This is a genomic window from Pseudomonas sp. GW823-FHT02F05, assembly GCF_058797315.1.
The window spans coordinates 489,443-504,578 of record NZ_JBXAJM010000001.1 but is presented as its reverse complement, the minus strand read 5'-3'; the positions used below and the strand labels follow the sequence as shown (position 1 = coordinate 504,578).

The 15,136-nt window shown below is 59.9% G+C and carries 9 protein-coding genes and 1 riboswitch; of the genes, 3 read left to right on the top strand and 6 right to left on the bottom strand.

Annotation, left to right across the window (positions count from 1 at the left end; all coding sequences use genetic code 11):
* Nucleotides 1-53: 53 nt before the first annotated feature.
* Nucleotides 54-3,764, bottom strand: a complete 3,711-nt coding sequence (gene metH, locus AC1RAC_RS02260; protein WP_181125337.1) for a methionine synthase — start codon at nt 3,762-3,764, stop codon at nt 54-56.
* A gap of 167 nt (nt 3,765-3,931) precedes the next feature.
* On the opposite strand from metH, the gene AC1RAC_RS02255 reads away from it, so the two are divergent.
* Both AC1RAC_RS02255 and AC1RAC_RS02250 read left to right on the top strand, forming a co-directional pair.
* Nucleotides 3,932-6,223, top strand: coding sequence for a fatty acid cis/trans isomerase (locus tag AC1RAC_RS02255; protein WP_236280128.1), 2,292 nt, complete (start codon nt 3,932-3,934; stop codon nt 6,221-6,223).
* An 82-nt stretch (nt 6,224-6,305) separates the two neighbouring features.
* Complete coding sequence (locus tag AC1RAC_RS02250) at nt 6,306-7,328, top strand: acyltransferase family protein (protein ID WP_054897511.1); 1,023 nt, start codon at nt 6,306-6,308, stop codon at nt 7,326-7,328.
* Between the two features lie 17 nt (nt 7,329-7,345).
* Here the strand turns inward: AC1RAC_RS02250 and AC1RAC_RS02245 are convergent, their stop codons facing one another.
* Nucleotides 7,346-8,152: an SET domain-containing protein gene (locus AC1RAC_RS02245; protein ID WP_371262631.1), complete on the bottom strand. Its 807-nt coding sequence runs from the start codon at nt 8,150-8,152 to the stop codon at nt 7,346-7,348.
* A 3,759-nt stretch (nt 8,153-11,911) separates the two neighbouring features.
* Here AC1RAC_RS02245 and nfuA point away from each other — a divergent pair.
* Nucleotides 11,912-12,496 carry a Fe-S biogenesis protein NfuA gene (gene nfuA / locus AC1RAC_RS02240; protein WP_003190728.1) on the top strand — a complete coding sequence of 195 codons (585 nt, stop codon included), beginning with the start codon at nt 11,912-11,914 and terminating at the stop codon, nt 12,494-12,496.
* A 191-nt stretch (nt 12,497-12,687) separates the two neighbouring features.
* Here the strand turns inward: nfuA and cobM are convergent, their stop codons facing one another.
* The 4 genes from cobM to AC1RAC_RS02220 form a co-directional block, all read right to left on the bottom strand.
* A complete protein-coding gene (gene cobM / locus AC1RAC_RS02235; RefSeq protein WP_096144266.1) occupies nt 12,688-13,434 on the bottom strand; it encodes a precorrin-4 C(11)-methyltransferase in 747 nt (248 codons plus the stop codon).
* 70 nt (nt 13,435-13,504) lie between these two features.
* A complete protein-coding gene (locus AC1RAC_RS02230) occupies nt 13,505-13,897 on the bottom strand; it encodes a cobalamin biosynthesis protein (protein ID WP_034126059.1) in 393 nt (130 codons plus the stop codon).
* Nucleotides 13,894-14,598, bottom strand: a complete 705-nt coding sequence (locus AC1RAC_RS02225; protein ID WP_054897515.1) for a CbtA family protein — start codon at nt 14,596-14,598, stop codon at nt 13,894-13,896. The genes AC1RAC_RS02230 and AC1RAC_RS02225 overlap by 4 nt, the downstream gene beginning before the upstream one ends.
* Nucleotides 14,599-14,609: 11 nt before the next feature.
* Nucleotides 14,610-14,798 carry a CbtB domain-containing protein gene (locus tag AC1RAC_RS02220; protein ID WP_003190735.1) on the bottom strand — a complete coding sequence of 63 codons (189 nt, stop codon included), beginning with the start codon at nt 14,796-14,798 and terminating at the stop codon, nt 14,610-14,612.
* A gap of 97 nt (nt 14,799-14,895) precedes the next feature.
* Nucleotides 14,896-15,108: riboswitch (cobalamin riboswitch) on the bottom strand.
* Between the last annotated feature and the right edge of the window lie 28 nt (nt 15,109-15,136).

Genomic DNA, 15,136 nt, shown 5'->3' with positions numbered 1-15,136 from the left:
TTGAGTCATCGTAGGTGCGGTAAACGGTTACCGCAGCCAGTAGCAGCGTTACCTCAGTTGTCGTAGCCCAGATTCGGCGCCAGCCAACGCTCCGTCACGCTCAGGTCCTGGCCTTTGCGTGCCGTGTAGCTGGTGACCTGATCCTTGTCGACCTTGCCCACGGCGAAGTACTGCGCCTGTGGGTGGGCAAAATACCAGCCGCTGACCGCTGCCGCCGGGAACATTGCGTAGTGCTCGGTGAGGAACACGCCGCTGCGACCAGCGTGCATTTCGCGGGCTTGGGGGTCGAGCAGTTGGAACAGCTGGGCTTTTTCGGTGTGATCCGGGCACGCCGGGTAGCCGGGGGCAGGGCGGATGCCGCTGTATTGCTCCTTGATCAGCGCCTCGTTGTCCAGTTGCTCGTCCTTGGCGTAGCCCCAGTGTTCTTTACGCACTTGCTGGTGCAGCCATTCGGCGCAGGCTTCGGCCAGGCGGTCGGCGAGGGCCTTGACCATGATCGAGTTGTAGTCATCGCCCGCGTCCTGGTAAGCCTTGGCCACTTCCTCGGCACCGATGCCGGCGGTGGTGATGAACCCACCGATGTAATCGGTCACGCCGCTGTCCTTGGGGGCGACGAAGTCGGCGAGGGAGAAGTTCGGTTTGCCGTCGGTCTTGATGATCTGCTGGCGCAGGTGGTGCAGCCTGGCAATAGGCTGGCCGTCGTCGCCGTAGACTTCCAGGTCGTCATCCTGCACTTGGTTGGTCGGCCAGAAACCGAACACCGCACGGGCGCTGATGAGTTTCTCGTCGATCAACTTCTTGAGCATTTCCCGGGCATCGGCATACAGCGCGGTAGCCGCTTCACCTACCACCTCATCGGTGAGGATGCGCGGGAACTTGCCGGCCAGGTCCCAGGAGATGAAGAACGGCGTCCAGTCGATGTACTCGGCCAGGACGTTGAGGTCGATATTGTCCAGTACCCTGGCGCCGGTAAAGGTTGGCACCACCGGGGTGTAGCTGCTCCAGTCGAACTGCGGCTTCTTGGCGATTGCCGCCGGATAGCTCAGGCGCTCGGTGCGCGCACTGCGGTTGGAGGTGCGCTCACGTACGTCGATGTATTCCAGGCGGGTCTTCTCGACGAAACCGGCCTTCAATTCCTTGGACAGCAACTGGGTGGCCACGCCCACGGCGCGGGAGGCGTCGGTGACGTAGATCACCGCGTCGTTGCTGTACTTGGGCTCGATCTTCACCGCCGTATGCGCCTTGGAGGTGGTGGCGCCACCGATCATCAGCGGCAGGTGGAAATCCTGGCGCTGCATCTCGCGGGCCACATGCACCATTTCATCCAGGGACGGCGTGATCAGGCCGGACAGGCCAATGATGTCGCATTTCTGCTCCTTGGCCACCTGCAGGATCTTCTCCGCCGGCACCATCACGCCCAGGTCGACAATGTCATAGCCGTTGCAACCCAGCACCACGCCGACAATGTTCTTGCCGATGTCATGCACGTCGCCCTTGACCGTGGCCATCAGGATCTTGCCCTTGGCTTCGGGTTTGTCGCCTTTTTCCAGCTCGATGAACGGAATCAAGTGCGCCACCGCCTGCTTCATCACCCGGGCGGATTTCACTACCTGGGGCAGGAACATCTTGCCGGCGCCAAACAGGTCGCCAACGATGTTCATGCCCGACATCAACGGGCCTTCGATCACTTCGATCGGGCGTGCGAACGACAGGCGCGACTCTTCGGTGTCTTCGACGATGTGCGTGGTGATGCCCTTGACCAGCGCATGTTCCAGGCGCTTGTTGACCTCCCAGCCGCGCCATTCCTCGGTCTCGGCTTCCTTGACGCTGCCGTCGCCCTTGTACTTGTCGGCAATCGCCAGCAGGGCGTCGGTGCCCTCGGGTGTGCGGTTGAGTACTACGTCTTCGACGGCGTCACGCAGCTCGGCGGGGATCTGGTCGTAGATCTCCAACTGGCCGGCGTTGACGATACCCATGGTCAGGCCCGCACGGATCGCATGCAGCAGGAACACCGAGTGGATCGCTTCGCGCACCGGGTTGTTGCCGCGGAACGAGAACGACACGTTGGACACGCCACCGGAGGTCAGCGCATACGGCAGTTCGTCGCGGATATAGGCACAGGCGTTGATGAAGTCGACGGCGTAGTTGTTGTGTTCTTCGATGCCGGTGGCGACCGCGAAGATGTTCGGGTCGAAGATGATGTCTTCCGGCGGGAAGCCCACTTCATTGACCAGGATGTCGTAGGAGCGCTTGCAGATTTCTTTTTTGCGCGCTTCGGTGTCGGCCTGGCCGGCTTCGTCGAACGCCATCACCACCACTGCCGCGCCGTAGCGCTTGCACAGCTTGGCGTGGTGAATGAACTGCTCTACGCCTTCCTTCATGCTGATGGAGTTGACGATCCCCTTGCCCTGGATGCACTTGAGGCCCGCTTCGATCACTTCCCACTTGGAGGAGTCGATCATGATCGGTACGCGGGAGATGTCCGGCTCGCCGGCGATCAGATTGAGGAAGGTCACCATGGCCTTCTTCGAATCCAACATGCCTTCGTCCATGTTGATGTCGATCACCTGGGCGCCGGCTTCCACCTGCTGCAGGGCGACTTCCAGGGCTTCGGTGTAGTTGTCTTCGCGGATCAGGCGGGCGAACTTGGCCGAGCCCGTGATGTTGGTACGTTCGCCGACGTTGACGAACAACGAACTGCGGTCGATGGTGAAAGGCTCCAGGCCCGACAGGCGGCAAGCCTTGGGAATATCCGGGATCGAGCGCGGCGCGTAACCGGCCACAGCCTTGGCGATGGCTTCGATATGCCCAGGCGTGGTGCCGCAGCAACCGCCGACGATGTTCAGGAAGCCGCTTTGGGCGAATTCTTCGATGACCTTGGCGGTTTCTGACGGCAGTTCGTCGTACTCGCCGAATTCGTTGGGCAGACCGGCGTTGGGGTGCGCCGAAACGTGGGTGTTGGCCTTGTTCGACAACTCTTCCAGGTAGGGGCGCAGCTCGCTGGCCCCCAGGGCACAGTTCAAACCGACCGAGATCGGCTTGGCGTGCGCCACGGAGTTCCAGAACGCTTCGGTGGTCTGGCCCGACAGGGTACGGCCGGACGCGTCGGTGATGGTGCCGGAGATCATGATCGGCAGTTCCACGCCCAGTTCCTCGAACACCCCTTGCACGGCGAAAATCGCGGCCTTGGCGTTAAGGGTGTCGAAGATGGTTTCGATCAGGATCAGGTCGGCGCCGCCTTCGATCAGGCCCTTGGTGGCTTCGGTGTAGTTTTCCACCAGCTCATCGAAGGTCACGTTGCGGTAGCCGGGGTTGTTCACATCCGGCGACAGCGAGCAGGTACGGCTGGTCGGGCCCAGTACACCGGCGACAAAACGCGGCTTGGCCGGGTTCTCGTGGGTTTTGGCGTCGGCCACCTTGCGCGCCAGGCGTGCGCCTTCCACGTTCAGTTCATAGGCCAGTTCTTCCATGCCGTAGTCGGCCATGGAGATACGCGTGGCGTTGAAGGTGTTGGTTTCAAGAATGTCGGCGCCGGCGTCCAGGTAGGCTTTTTCAATGCCGCCGATCACGTCCGGGCGGGTCAGCACCAGCAGGTCGTTGTTGCCCTTGACGTCGCTTGGCCAATCGGCGAAGCGTTTGCCACGGTAGTCCTGCTCCTCGAGCTTATAGCTCTGGATCATCGTGCCCATGCCACCGTCCAGGATCAGGATACGTTCCTTGAGGGCTTGGTGAAGGGCTTGCAGGCGAGCGCTACGATCGGGCATGGGACTACTCTGGTCAGGCATTACGGAGGGCGTGAATCATAGCAAACCTGTGCCGATTTGGAGCATGTCCGGGTTGTGCATGAATATCGCTCATGTTGCTGGCGGTCATGGCCCGGTAGAATCACCGCCATTTCACAGACCGCACGCCTTGAATCGGGACCCGATACATGTCACTTCGTTTGATCGTCAGCGCCGTCCTGGCCTTGATAGCCAGTACTGCGCAGGCAGAGGGTCCCGCTTCGGCGATTTCCTATACCCGCGATATCCAACCGATCTTCACCGAGAAATGCGTGGCCTGCCACGCCTGCTACGACTCCGCCTGCCAGCTCAACCTGGGGAGCGCCGAGGGCGCCGCACGCGGGGCAAGCAAAATGCCGGTGTATGACGGCGAGCGCAGCCAGGCCACGCCAACTACGCGGTTGTTTTATGACGCATTCGGTAAGCAGGCGTGGCAGCAGAAGGGCTTCTATTCGGTGCTGGACGCCCAGGGCAGCCAGGCTGCGCTGATGGCGCGCATGCTGGAGCTGGGGCACAACGCGCCGCTGGCGCCCAATGCCAAGCTGCCCGACAACATTGTGCTGGGGCTCAACCGCGAAAATATGTGCGCAACGCCCGGAGAGTTCAATGCCTATGCCGGCGCTCACCCCAAGGAAGGCATGCCGCTGGCGGTCACCGGCCTGACCGATCAGCAGTACCAGACTTTGCAACGCTGGCTGGCCTCCGGCGCGCCGATTGACGAGCAGGGCCTGGCGCCGAGCGCCAGGGAAGCGTTGCAAGTGCAACAGTGGGAAAACCTGTTCAACCAGCCGGGCGCCCGGGAAAGCCTGGTGGCGCGCTGGCTGTTCGAGCATTTGTTCCTGGCGCATATCTATTTCGAGAACGGCGAGCCGGGGCATTATTTCCAGTGGGTGCGTTCGCGTACGCCCAGTGGCCAGCCGATTGACCTGATCGCCACCCGCCGCCCCAACGACGACCCCGGCACCCAGGTGTACTACCGCCTGTGGCCGGTGCAGGGCGTGATCGTGCATAAAACCCACATCACTTACCCCTTCAGCGCGGCGAAGATGGCGCGGATCAAGGCATTGTTCTACGCCGCCGACTGGCAAGTCACGGCCTTGCCAGGCTACGGCCCCGGCAGCCGCGCCAACCCGTTCGCGACATTCGAAGCCATCCCGGCTAAAGCGCGTTACCAATTCATGCTCGATAACGCTGAGTACTTCGTGCGTACCTTCATTCGCGGGCCGGTGTGCCGTGGGCAGATCGCTACGGACGTGATCCGCGATAACTTCTGGACGCTGTTCCAGGACCCCGACCATGATCTGTACGTCACCGATGCGCGTTATCGCGGCCAGGCCACGCCGTTGCTGGCCATGCCCGGGCAGAATGACGATGTGGGCAGCGTGCTGAGCCTGTGGCTGGCCTATCGCGACAAGCGCAACCAGTACGAAGCCTTGCGCCGTGACAACTATGCAGACCTGCCGGCGCCGAGCTGGTCGACATTGTGGGCGGGCAATGACAATGCCTTGTTGAGCATTTTCCGCCATTTCGACAGCGCTTCGGTGACCAAGGGCCTGATTGGCGAGGTCCCGCAGACGATGTGGCTGTTCGACTACCCACTGCTGGAACGCACCTATTACCAGTTGGCGGTGAATTTCGATGTGTTTGGCAACGTCTCGCACCAGGCCCAGACCCGCCTGTATTTCGACCTGATCCGCAACGGTGCCGAGCAGAACTTCCTGCGCCTGATGCCCGCCGACACCCGCGAAGACTTCATGGACGACTGGTACCAGAACAGCGGCAAGCTCAAGCTGTGGCTGGACTACGAAGCGATTGACGATGACAAGGCCAGTGGGTTGCACCTGAGCGAAAAAGACCCCAAGCGTGACTTCGCCAACCAGTTGCTGACCCGCTACGGCCATTTGAACGCCAGCCCCGACCCGATCAACCGCTGCAGCGGTGCGTTCTGCTCCCGCGACGGCATCGACCCGGCCTTGCAGGATGCCGAACAAGCGCTGAGCCGCCTGACCTCGCGGCCGGCCGCGGGGCTCAAGGTGATCGAGCAATTGCCCGAAGCCACGATGCTGCGCATCGAAACTGCCAGTGGCAAGCGCGAGGTCTACAGCCTGCTGCGCAACCGTGCCCACAGTAACGTGGCGTTCCTGCTGGGAGAGGCGTATCGCTATCAGCCGGGCCTGGACACTGTGACCATTTACCCTGGCGTGCTCAGCAGCTACCCGAACTTCATGTTCAATATACCGGCCCGGCAAGTGCCTGAGTTTGTCGCGCTGATGGAGCAGGCCAAGGACGCCAAGAGCTTCGAGAAAATCGTCGACCGCTGGGGTGTGCGGCGCAGCCATCCGTTGTTCTGGCAGTATTTCCACGACTTGTCGCAGTACATCCGCGAAACCACGCCGGTGGAAGAGGGTGTATTGGACATGAACCGCTATGAGAACCTATAACGAAGTGCATTGATCCGGTCATTTCTCCATGTGGGGCTGAAGCAGTCGGATATTTACCTACAGATTGGAAAGGGGTAGGCCGATGCTGATTTCAGTGCAGTTGTTGCGCGCGTTGGCTGCATGGGTGGTGGTGGGTCACCATGTCATGCAGCTGTTTTTCAACTTCGAGGCCCACAACGCCTTCGAGGACCTGTTGGTCGAAAAGGGCGGCGCCGGGGTGGACGTATTCTTCGTCATCAGTGGCTTGGTGATTTTCCTCGCGAGCGCCGATAAAGCGCTCACGCCCTGGCGCTTCATGCTGATGCGCGTGGCCAGGATTGCTCCGGCGTACTGGTTCTATACCGTGCTTTTGGCTGTGCTGGTCACGGTCATGCCCTGGATGTTTCCAGACGTTCAGCTAGAACTGGGTCATGCGCTCCTGTCGATGCTCTTTATTCCCGCGCAAAACCCGGCGGGCTACGGCGTGTATCCACTGCTGGATGTGGGCTGGACACTGAATTTCGAGATGCTGTTCTACTGCCTGTTTGCTGTTGCGCTGCTGGTGCGTGAAGCCTATAGGCTCTGGGTGGTGGCGGTACTGCTGTATCTGCTGTGCTACGTCATTGGCCCCGCCTTTGACTTGGCCGATGGGTTTTACCGTAATGACATTGCTCTGGAATTTCTCATGGGCATGGCAATCGGCATACTTTACCGCCGCGGTCTGTGCCGAGCCAGGCCTTGGCTGGCGTTGCTGGGTGTCGTCGCGGCATTGGCAGCGATTTACCACGGCGCGGATGTACCCCGAGTATTGGAATGGGGAGTGCCCAGCGCCGTGTTAGTGATCAGTTGTGTGGCGCTGGAGCCTTACTTCCATGGTTCGCGCTTGATAAAACTGCTGGGGGACTGCTCCTACTCGGTCTATCTGCTTCACGTACTGGTGCTGTGTGCTGGGCGCTGGGCCATCGAACACAGGGCAATAGACCCCTACGCAATGATACCGGTGTGCATCGCCGTCATTGCGCTGGGCGCCTTGGCCAGTTATCAAGTGTTGGAGCAGGCTACGCATCGCAGGCTCAAACATTGGTTTGGCATTGATGATGCGTTACCCATAAGGCAAAAGCATTAGGACTGCTGTTTGGCGGCTCAGGGCCTCACGTACTTCCAGTAGGCTTTCCCATAGTCCATCAGCAACTCGGTCCCGGCAGGGATGTCCCGCCAAGCGACTATAAACACCATGTATTTGCCTACGTACAGGGCGCCGACATTTTCGATGCCAACGTCGGGCAGGTTGGGCACCTTGACCGCATTGATCAGGCTCAGCGTATTGCTGTTACCGTGGCCGCTGATAGTCGCGCCATGAGTGTGGGTTTGGAATAAGTACGTGCCGACGGCCGCTTCACCTTTTTCCAGTATCTCGGTATTGAGCGAGGCTTGATTCAAGTGCACCTTGCCGGTGTACGGCCCAATGACATCAAAACGTTTTATATCGGTTCGGGCCACCACCGACAGGCCACGCTCCGGGCCCTCGGCCAGTTTCCTGACCTCCAGCAGTCGATCGAGTCTGCGATGATGGTTGCCTTCTTTAGAGATCCAGTCGCGGATACTCTTGGTTGCAGCCTCTTTGACTTCGACGTGTTGCAGCCCTGTGAACTCGTCAAAAAACTGGTTGGCGTCGGTGATCTCTATGTTTTGCAACGGACCTTCAAGTTCAAGGGTCAAGCTGCGCCTGACGTCGTTGGGGTCTTGCAGAATTGGCGCATTATTGTTGATTTTATGATCAAAAGACGCGGTGATTGAAGTGGATCGGCGCCGCGTGGTTGCGGTGTCGTCCTCCAGGCGCGGACGTTTTGAGCTGCTTGCGGTGGGCGGCGCAGGCCGCTTCCTGGCCACAGGCTCGTCCAGCGGGCTTCTTTGTCCGAACAGCCACCTTTCTCTACCGGCGCGGGTCATGCTGCCATTGTCATTGACGTAGTTGCTCCAGATAACCGGATTGAGGTTGTTCTGCTCGACAAATGCGTGCATGGACACCCTTGAATTGGGGGCGTTGTAGTGCTTGTTCCACTCTTGCAGGTGTTCGGGTTTCAGGTCGTCGAATTGTTCACCCCTGGCGTATTTGGCCAATACCTTGCCTGCCGCTCTATAGGTGCCATCAAGGTTTACATGCTCGGCAAGGGCCACCGGGTCCAGGTTATGGTCGGCGGCGAAGCCCTCAAGGGTGAGGTTGTTGCGCTCGCGCTGGGACGCCTTGCTCCAGTGCTCCATATGCTCGTAAGTGACGCTGGTGCGGGCGGTTCCCGCGCGGTCTAGCATCTTTAGCCCCCGAGGTGTCAGGGTGTTGCGGCTGTTGACGAACTGCCGAAAGGCGCTGGGGTCCAGGTTGTAAGTGCTGACGAACTTGTCCATGGTTTTTTTCAGGGCGTCTTCACTGGCTTCGGTCCATTTCAACAGCACTGAGGGCGTTACAACGCTTGGCGCATCCGGCGCGCCGCCCGTGAGCTTGATCGGGCCTGAATACCAATGACCGGGTTCCACCGACGACAGCGTGATCGACAAATCCCGGTTGGTCCTCGGATTGACCAGCACGATAGAAAAGCTGTTGTCGGCGCCCGTGGCGGCCTCCTGAATGAACCCATAGGAGTTGTCGCGGATCTGGTACACCGCGATTTTGCCCTTGTCATCGACATTACAGATGAACTTCTGGTTGTAGTCCGCCCGGGAGAAGATACCGCGCGCGTCGGGCTTGAGGCCTCTGATCAACTCTGGGTCAACCGCGTACTGACGGATCAACGGGCTGCTGTTGCTGATGACCGTGATCGGTTCTCTAAAACGCGGCCCGAAGGCTTGGTTGGACGCGGTATCGATCAAGCGATAATCCGGCGCCTCGAGGCTGCCGACGTTGCGCATTGGGACATTGGCGAAGCCGTCCACGGTAAACAGTTGATCGCCCGCCTGCAGCGGCTTCCAGCTGTCAGGGTCGACCGAGCGCATATGCCTTGCGGCGATCGCCCCATCTCGCAGTTGGGCGATACCCCGTTGTGCATGGCGCATCAGTTTGTGGCCCAGCTTGAGCAAACCAAAGCGCGCGAGCCTGAGCAGGCTTGGGAGGGCGGCCAGGGGGTTGAGTTCCTGGAGTGTGGCGATCACCAGTTTTCCGGTCAGTTTCGCCAGTTTAGGCAATGCCAGGCGTAGCCCGGTTTTACCCGCCTGGATGAGCAAGCGAGTCGAGCCAGCCACATACCGCCCCACCGGCAGCGCGAAAGCCACGATGTCGATGAACAGGCTGGCGACGCCGGATTTGATGCGCTGAGGATCGCCGGAAGCGATGTCGTCGATGCCGCCCCAGAACGGCACAAATATCTTGCCCCAGAACGCCAAGTCTTCGAGTACCTCAGCGGGGATGTCTACTTCCCGTGTGGCTTTACGGGTTTTTTCCAGCAGGGCCTGTTCGTCGCAGAAAAACAGCTCGCGGGCAATCATGCTCGCCAGGGTTTCACTGCGCGGCGCATACAGCGTGTTGGGCGCGAACGATTGGATACGCGGCCCTGCGTCGATGGCAGGCAGTGTCTCGCCGACTTGTTCAACGATCAACTCGGCTTTTTTGCCTGGTCTGGGCGCTTTGTTCTCGCGGTAGGCCTCTTGATCAAACGGTACTTCGGTAGCCAGCCTGTACTTGTCCCAGCTCATGGCGTCGCGTAGCTCTACCACTTTGCCGTTTAGCGGTAGGCTTTGCAGGTCTTTACGTCGACGCAGCAGACCGGCGAAGGGGAATACCTCGATGTAAATGGCATGGAAGGGCGAGCGGGTCTTGACGATGCGTAGGATAAAACCTGTCCGGTAACGAATGGCATCGGTCTTGGCTTTGGTTTCATATTCGATGGGCACCTTTTTCAGGGCCTCTCTTAATGAATACACGGTGATCTCGTCCTGATCCACATTCAGAGTCGCGCTGCCCAGGTGGGCAAGCAGTGATTGGATTAAGGTCTTATAGGCGTTTCTCGGCACCTGGAGGGCTTCGTGAAAGGCTTTGTCGTACTCCGTGTCCGAGGCAAAGCGCCAACGGCTGGGCAGTTTGAATTTGAGGTTCTGAACCGCGTTGAACAACTCATATTCATGCTGCTCCAGTGCAGTGACGGCCTGGGTGAGCTCGTCGCGGGAGTGGCCTGACGATCGGCTGGCGATCAGGCCGTTGGCCTGTGCCCATTGCACGGTGGGGCCCAATTTGGCCGCTGCAACCAGTGCCTGTTGTTTGATGTCATCGCCACTGGCGCGAAAGTGTTCCGCCGCCAGGTTGAGCAATTGTTCGAAACTCATGTGACGTGATGAACCAGGTGCAATCGTTTCGGCTAGCAGAAAGCCGCTTCTGAAATTGACCCATGTACTGGTGGCAGCGTAGGGCAGGTCATCGGGAATATCGGCCACCCACACTTCACTGGCGACATTGGCCTTGATCACGCACACGGCCAATAGCGCTGCGTCAGTGCTGATCGACAAGTCGTGGTGATAGCGGCTGATCAGGTTTTGGCGGATCGCCTTATAAGATGCCCCTGGCGAGATGAATAACTTCAATTCGTTATCCACCGGCGAGTCGGGGTTGGGGATGATCGTCAGCCACAGCGCGCGCCATAGTAATTTCACCCGTACCGGGTCTGGGCAGATTTCGTCCTGTTGGCTGCCATACCAGTCCAAGGCCTTGGCGATCCGTTCGCCCAGCGCCAGGTTATCGGGGCTATTGAGCAATTGCTCAAGCAGCACGGTGGGGGTGGTGGTGAGCATGTCTTGCTGTGAGGCGGTAAATGTTTCGGGCAATACATGACGGAACAGCGATTGACGTGTTTGTGTTTCGATCTGGCGGATAACCTCTTTGATTTTCTGGTCGGCAGGCGCATCCAGCAAGTGCTGCAAATCGCTGAGGTCGCCTTCGTGTCCGAGTTTTCTCAGAGTGTGGTGTTCCTGCAAGCCAGCGAGAACCGCTTTCCACTGTTCGCGGGTTTTGGGCTGTGCCGGGATGATCGAGTAATACTTGAGCACCAGGTCAAACCGCACCGAGCCATCACTTTTAAGGCCGTTACCCACACGCCGGTTGATATCCAGCAACACGTCGGCGTCGATGTACCAATAGGTGGGTATATGGCGCAGGATCACCGAATGGTCGGCGATGCTGAACGTCTCGGCAGGGTCGGGTATCGGTGCGCGCACGCTGCTGAGCATGGTGGAGAGCAGGTCGTAAAGAAAGTCCCGGCCGAGAATGGAAGCATCTGGTTCGGGCTTTTCCCGCAAGAACTGCTGAAAGTCTTCATCGGCTTCCAGCTTTGCCAAGACACGAAAGGCTTCCTTGCATTCGCGATGCAGTTCGCTGTTGTGCGGCGGGGAGTAGTACACCTCGGCGGCGGATGCCGTCAGCGAGCTTTGTGCCGTCACGAAATCAATCAGATGGTCCAGATGCGCTTGCTGTTCCGGCAAACCCTTGAAATAGAAACTCTGCAACGCGTTATTCATTCAATCCTCACAATCCGTAGTCGAAGAGGATTCACTCTATTGAGCCGGGTTTTGCGGGGGGGCTATATAGGTAGGCACAGGTTTTCGCAGAAATGGCCAGGTGTCACGATGCGTCAGGTCAACAGAGACAAGTCTTTCCCGACAAAAATACTAGGACTTTGTACCTGCGTAATAATTTGGCGTAAACTGCGGGCAAGCCTGTGAGGAGTTTCCATGACTGCCATAACCATTACCGACGCCGCCCACGATTACCTGGCTGACCTGCTGTCCAAGCAGAACACCCCAGGTATCGGCATCCGCGTCTTTATCACCCAGCCCGGCACCCAGTACGCCGAGACTTGCATTGCCTACTGCAAGCCCGGCGAAGAAAAGCCTGAAGACACTGCCCTGGGGCTCAAAAGCTTCACCGCGTATATCGACGCCTTCAGCGAAGCCTTCCTGGACGACGCCGTGGTCGACTACGCCACCGACCGTATGGGCGGCCAGTTGACCATCAAGGCCCCCAACGCCAAGGTGCCGAACGTCAACGCCGACAGCCCGGTCAATGAGCGCATCAACTATTACCTGCAAACCGAGATCAACCCGGGGCTGGCCAGTCATGGCGGCCAGGTGAGCCTGATCGACGTGGTGGATGACGGTATTGCCGTACTGAAGTTCGGCGGCGGCTGTCAAGGCTGCGGCCAGGCGGACGTAACCCTGCGCGAAGGTATCGAGCGCACCCTGCTCGAACGCATCCCGGAGCTCAAGGGCGTACGTGACGTGACCGACCACACGCAGAAAGAAAACGCCTACTACTGAGCAAGGTGTTCACTGCGAGCATAAAAAACGGCGCCCCGTGAGCGCCGTTTTTTTATGCGCTCTTTGTAGGAGCGAGCTTGCTCGCGAAAAGCGTCAACGATAATGCATGCTTGCTGAATAAGCGCGGCGCCTATGGGGTTTTCGCGAGCAAGCTCGCTCCTACGGGGATTAGGGCAAGCCACCCCACATAATCAGGGTCTGTAAAGGTGGGCATGCCCGGCCCGATACAGCGACGACTCGCCGAAACTGTCGCTGGCCAGCACCCGGCCCACCACAATCAGCGCCGTGCGCCGGAACCCCTTGGCTGTGACCTTGGCGGCAATATCTGTCAGGGTGCCGACAACCCAATCCTGATCCGGCCAGGTCGCTCGGTGCACCACGGCAATTGGGCAATCAGCGCCATAGTGGGGCAGCAGTTCGGCGACGATCTTTTCCAGGTGATTGACCCCCAAGTGAATCGCCATGGTCGTACCATGGCGGGCCAGGCTGTCGAAGCTCTCACCGGGCGGCATGTTGGTTTTGTCGGCGTAGCGGGTCAGGATCACGCTCTGGGCGATGTCCGGCAGAGTCAGCTCGGTTTCCAGCAACGCGGCGCAGGCCGCTACTGCCGTAACCCCGGGAATGATCTGAAAAGGAATACCCACTTCCCGCAAGTGGCGGATCTGCTCGCCAATCGCGCCATACAGGCTCGGGTCGCCCGAGTGCACCCGCGCCACATCCTGGCCTTTGGCATGGGCCGTCTTGATCAACTCCATGATCTGTTCCAGGTGCAGCTCGGCACTGTTGACCACCTGGAACGCCTGATGACCTTCCAGTACGGCGGCGGGCACCAGCGAGCCGGCGTAGATGATCACCGGGCAACTGCGGATCAGTCGCTGGCCTTTGACGGTGATCAATTCCGGGTCGCCGGGGCCGGCGCCGATAAAGTAGACGGTCATGGAGAAGTCCTGTTCAGAAACGCGTGAGCATGAACACGGCTCATGCTCAAAAGCGGCAATTATCGGGATTTTAGCCCGCGCAGGCCAATGCAAGGGTCGCCTGTGCGCTTTTCTGGCGGGTGATCAGCAGGCGCGCGGGGCCGTTGGACAGGTGCTCGGCCAGGGCCAGGGCGGCGCTTTCGGCCACCCCATAACAGCCGGTATGGGCAAACGCCAGCGTTGAGAGATGACTTAGCCGATGCTCATAGTCCGCCAGTCGCTCGGCGCTGAAGCACTGCAAGGGCAGGTTCAACCGCTGGGCCAGCGCCAGCAGCCCAGGTTCATCGCGCTTGCGATCAATGCTTGCCAGCGCAGTTATGCGTGAGCGATCAATGCCTGCCGCGGCCAGGGCTCCGTCCAGCAACGCCAGCAGGCTGTGAACCTCACAGCCACGCTGGCAGCCCAAACCGACAACCAGCATCATGCCGAGTATTGGTCGTCGCCGTTGCGGCGGAACAACCAGGCGCTGATCAGGCCCAGGGCCAGCCAGAAGGCGACGTTGGTCAACTGCGAGGCGATCTTGAACTGCGCTTCGAGCGCCTCCGGGGCCAGCATTGAATGTACCTCAGGTTGCGGAGCGCCGATGACGTGGGGTACGGCAAGGATCGCCAGCCCAAGGCCTTTCAACAGCCAGTTGCGGCCGAACACGATCAGCGCCAGGCCGGCGGCGGTGGAGGCTGCGGTACCGATCCACCAGGTCTGGCGTAGCGTCAGGTCAGCCGCCGCAGTGCCCGGCAGTTCCGGTGGCAGGCCCAGGGTGGGTGCCAGTACAAAGGTCGCGTAGCCGGCCAGGCCCCAGAGCAGGCCTTGGGCGATGCGGGTCGGCGCACGCAGCGTGTAGAGGCCGGCGAGCATCAGTGCAAAGCCTACGGCCACCACCAGGTTGCCTCCAGTGGTGGACAACACACGCTGCCAGCCATCTTCCGGCTCCCAGGCTTGGGCATCGTGGCTGTGGGCAGCAGCGCCAGCGGCGTGCTCGTGCACCACTTCAGCGGCTGGCGGGGCTTTTTCAAAGCTTTCCGCCTGCAGGATTAGCGGTGCCACCCAGAAACTTTGCAGCAGGGTCAGCAGCAAGGCAGCCAAAAGCCCAGTGAACCCTGCGGTTTGCGCAATACGCTTGATCATGTCGGCAGCTCTCAATGGCACGGGAACGCGGCGCTGTGGCGGGTATCGTGGGCGGCGTTGTGCACCGCCTCGATATGCGAGAACCCGGCGAAATACACCAAACACGCGCCGAGTATCGACGCACCGATGGCGGCGGTCAGGCGTTGGCTGAGGGTGGCGGTGCTAGTAGCGGTGTGCGAAGTGCTGCTGATGATCGACATGGCGCGTCCCTTTCAGGTGTCAGGGTGAAACGAGCGCATGAAAACCCCACGCGCCAGGCACGCAGGGTTCTGAACAGCGCCCGCCCACCGCGGGTTTGTTATCTGAATTTTTCGGGCCGGTCTCCGGGCTTGCGAGGGGCGGCTCTTGAAAGAGTCCTCCTGAAAGCATCGCCTTCCCATGCAAAAGCACAGTGGCCGTGACGCTTCGCTCGCTTACCGTTGCGGGGGCAGCACCGGACTGGTCATAGGTCTATGACGCACCGGTTTCCCGTTTCACCCTGTGAAGGGCACCCGAAACAAGGCGTGTAGGAGAGCATGGGCCGGGACGGTAGTCAAAT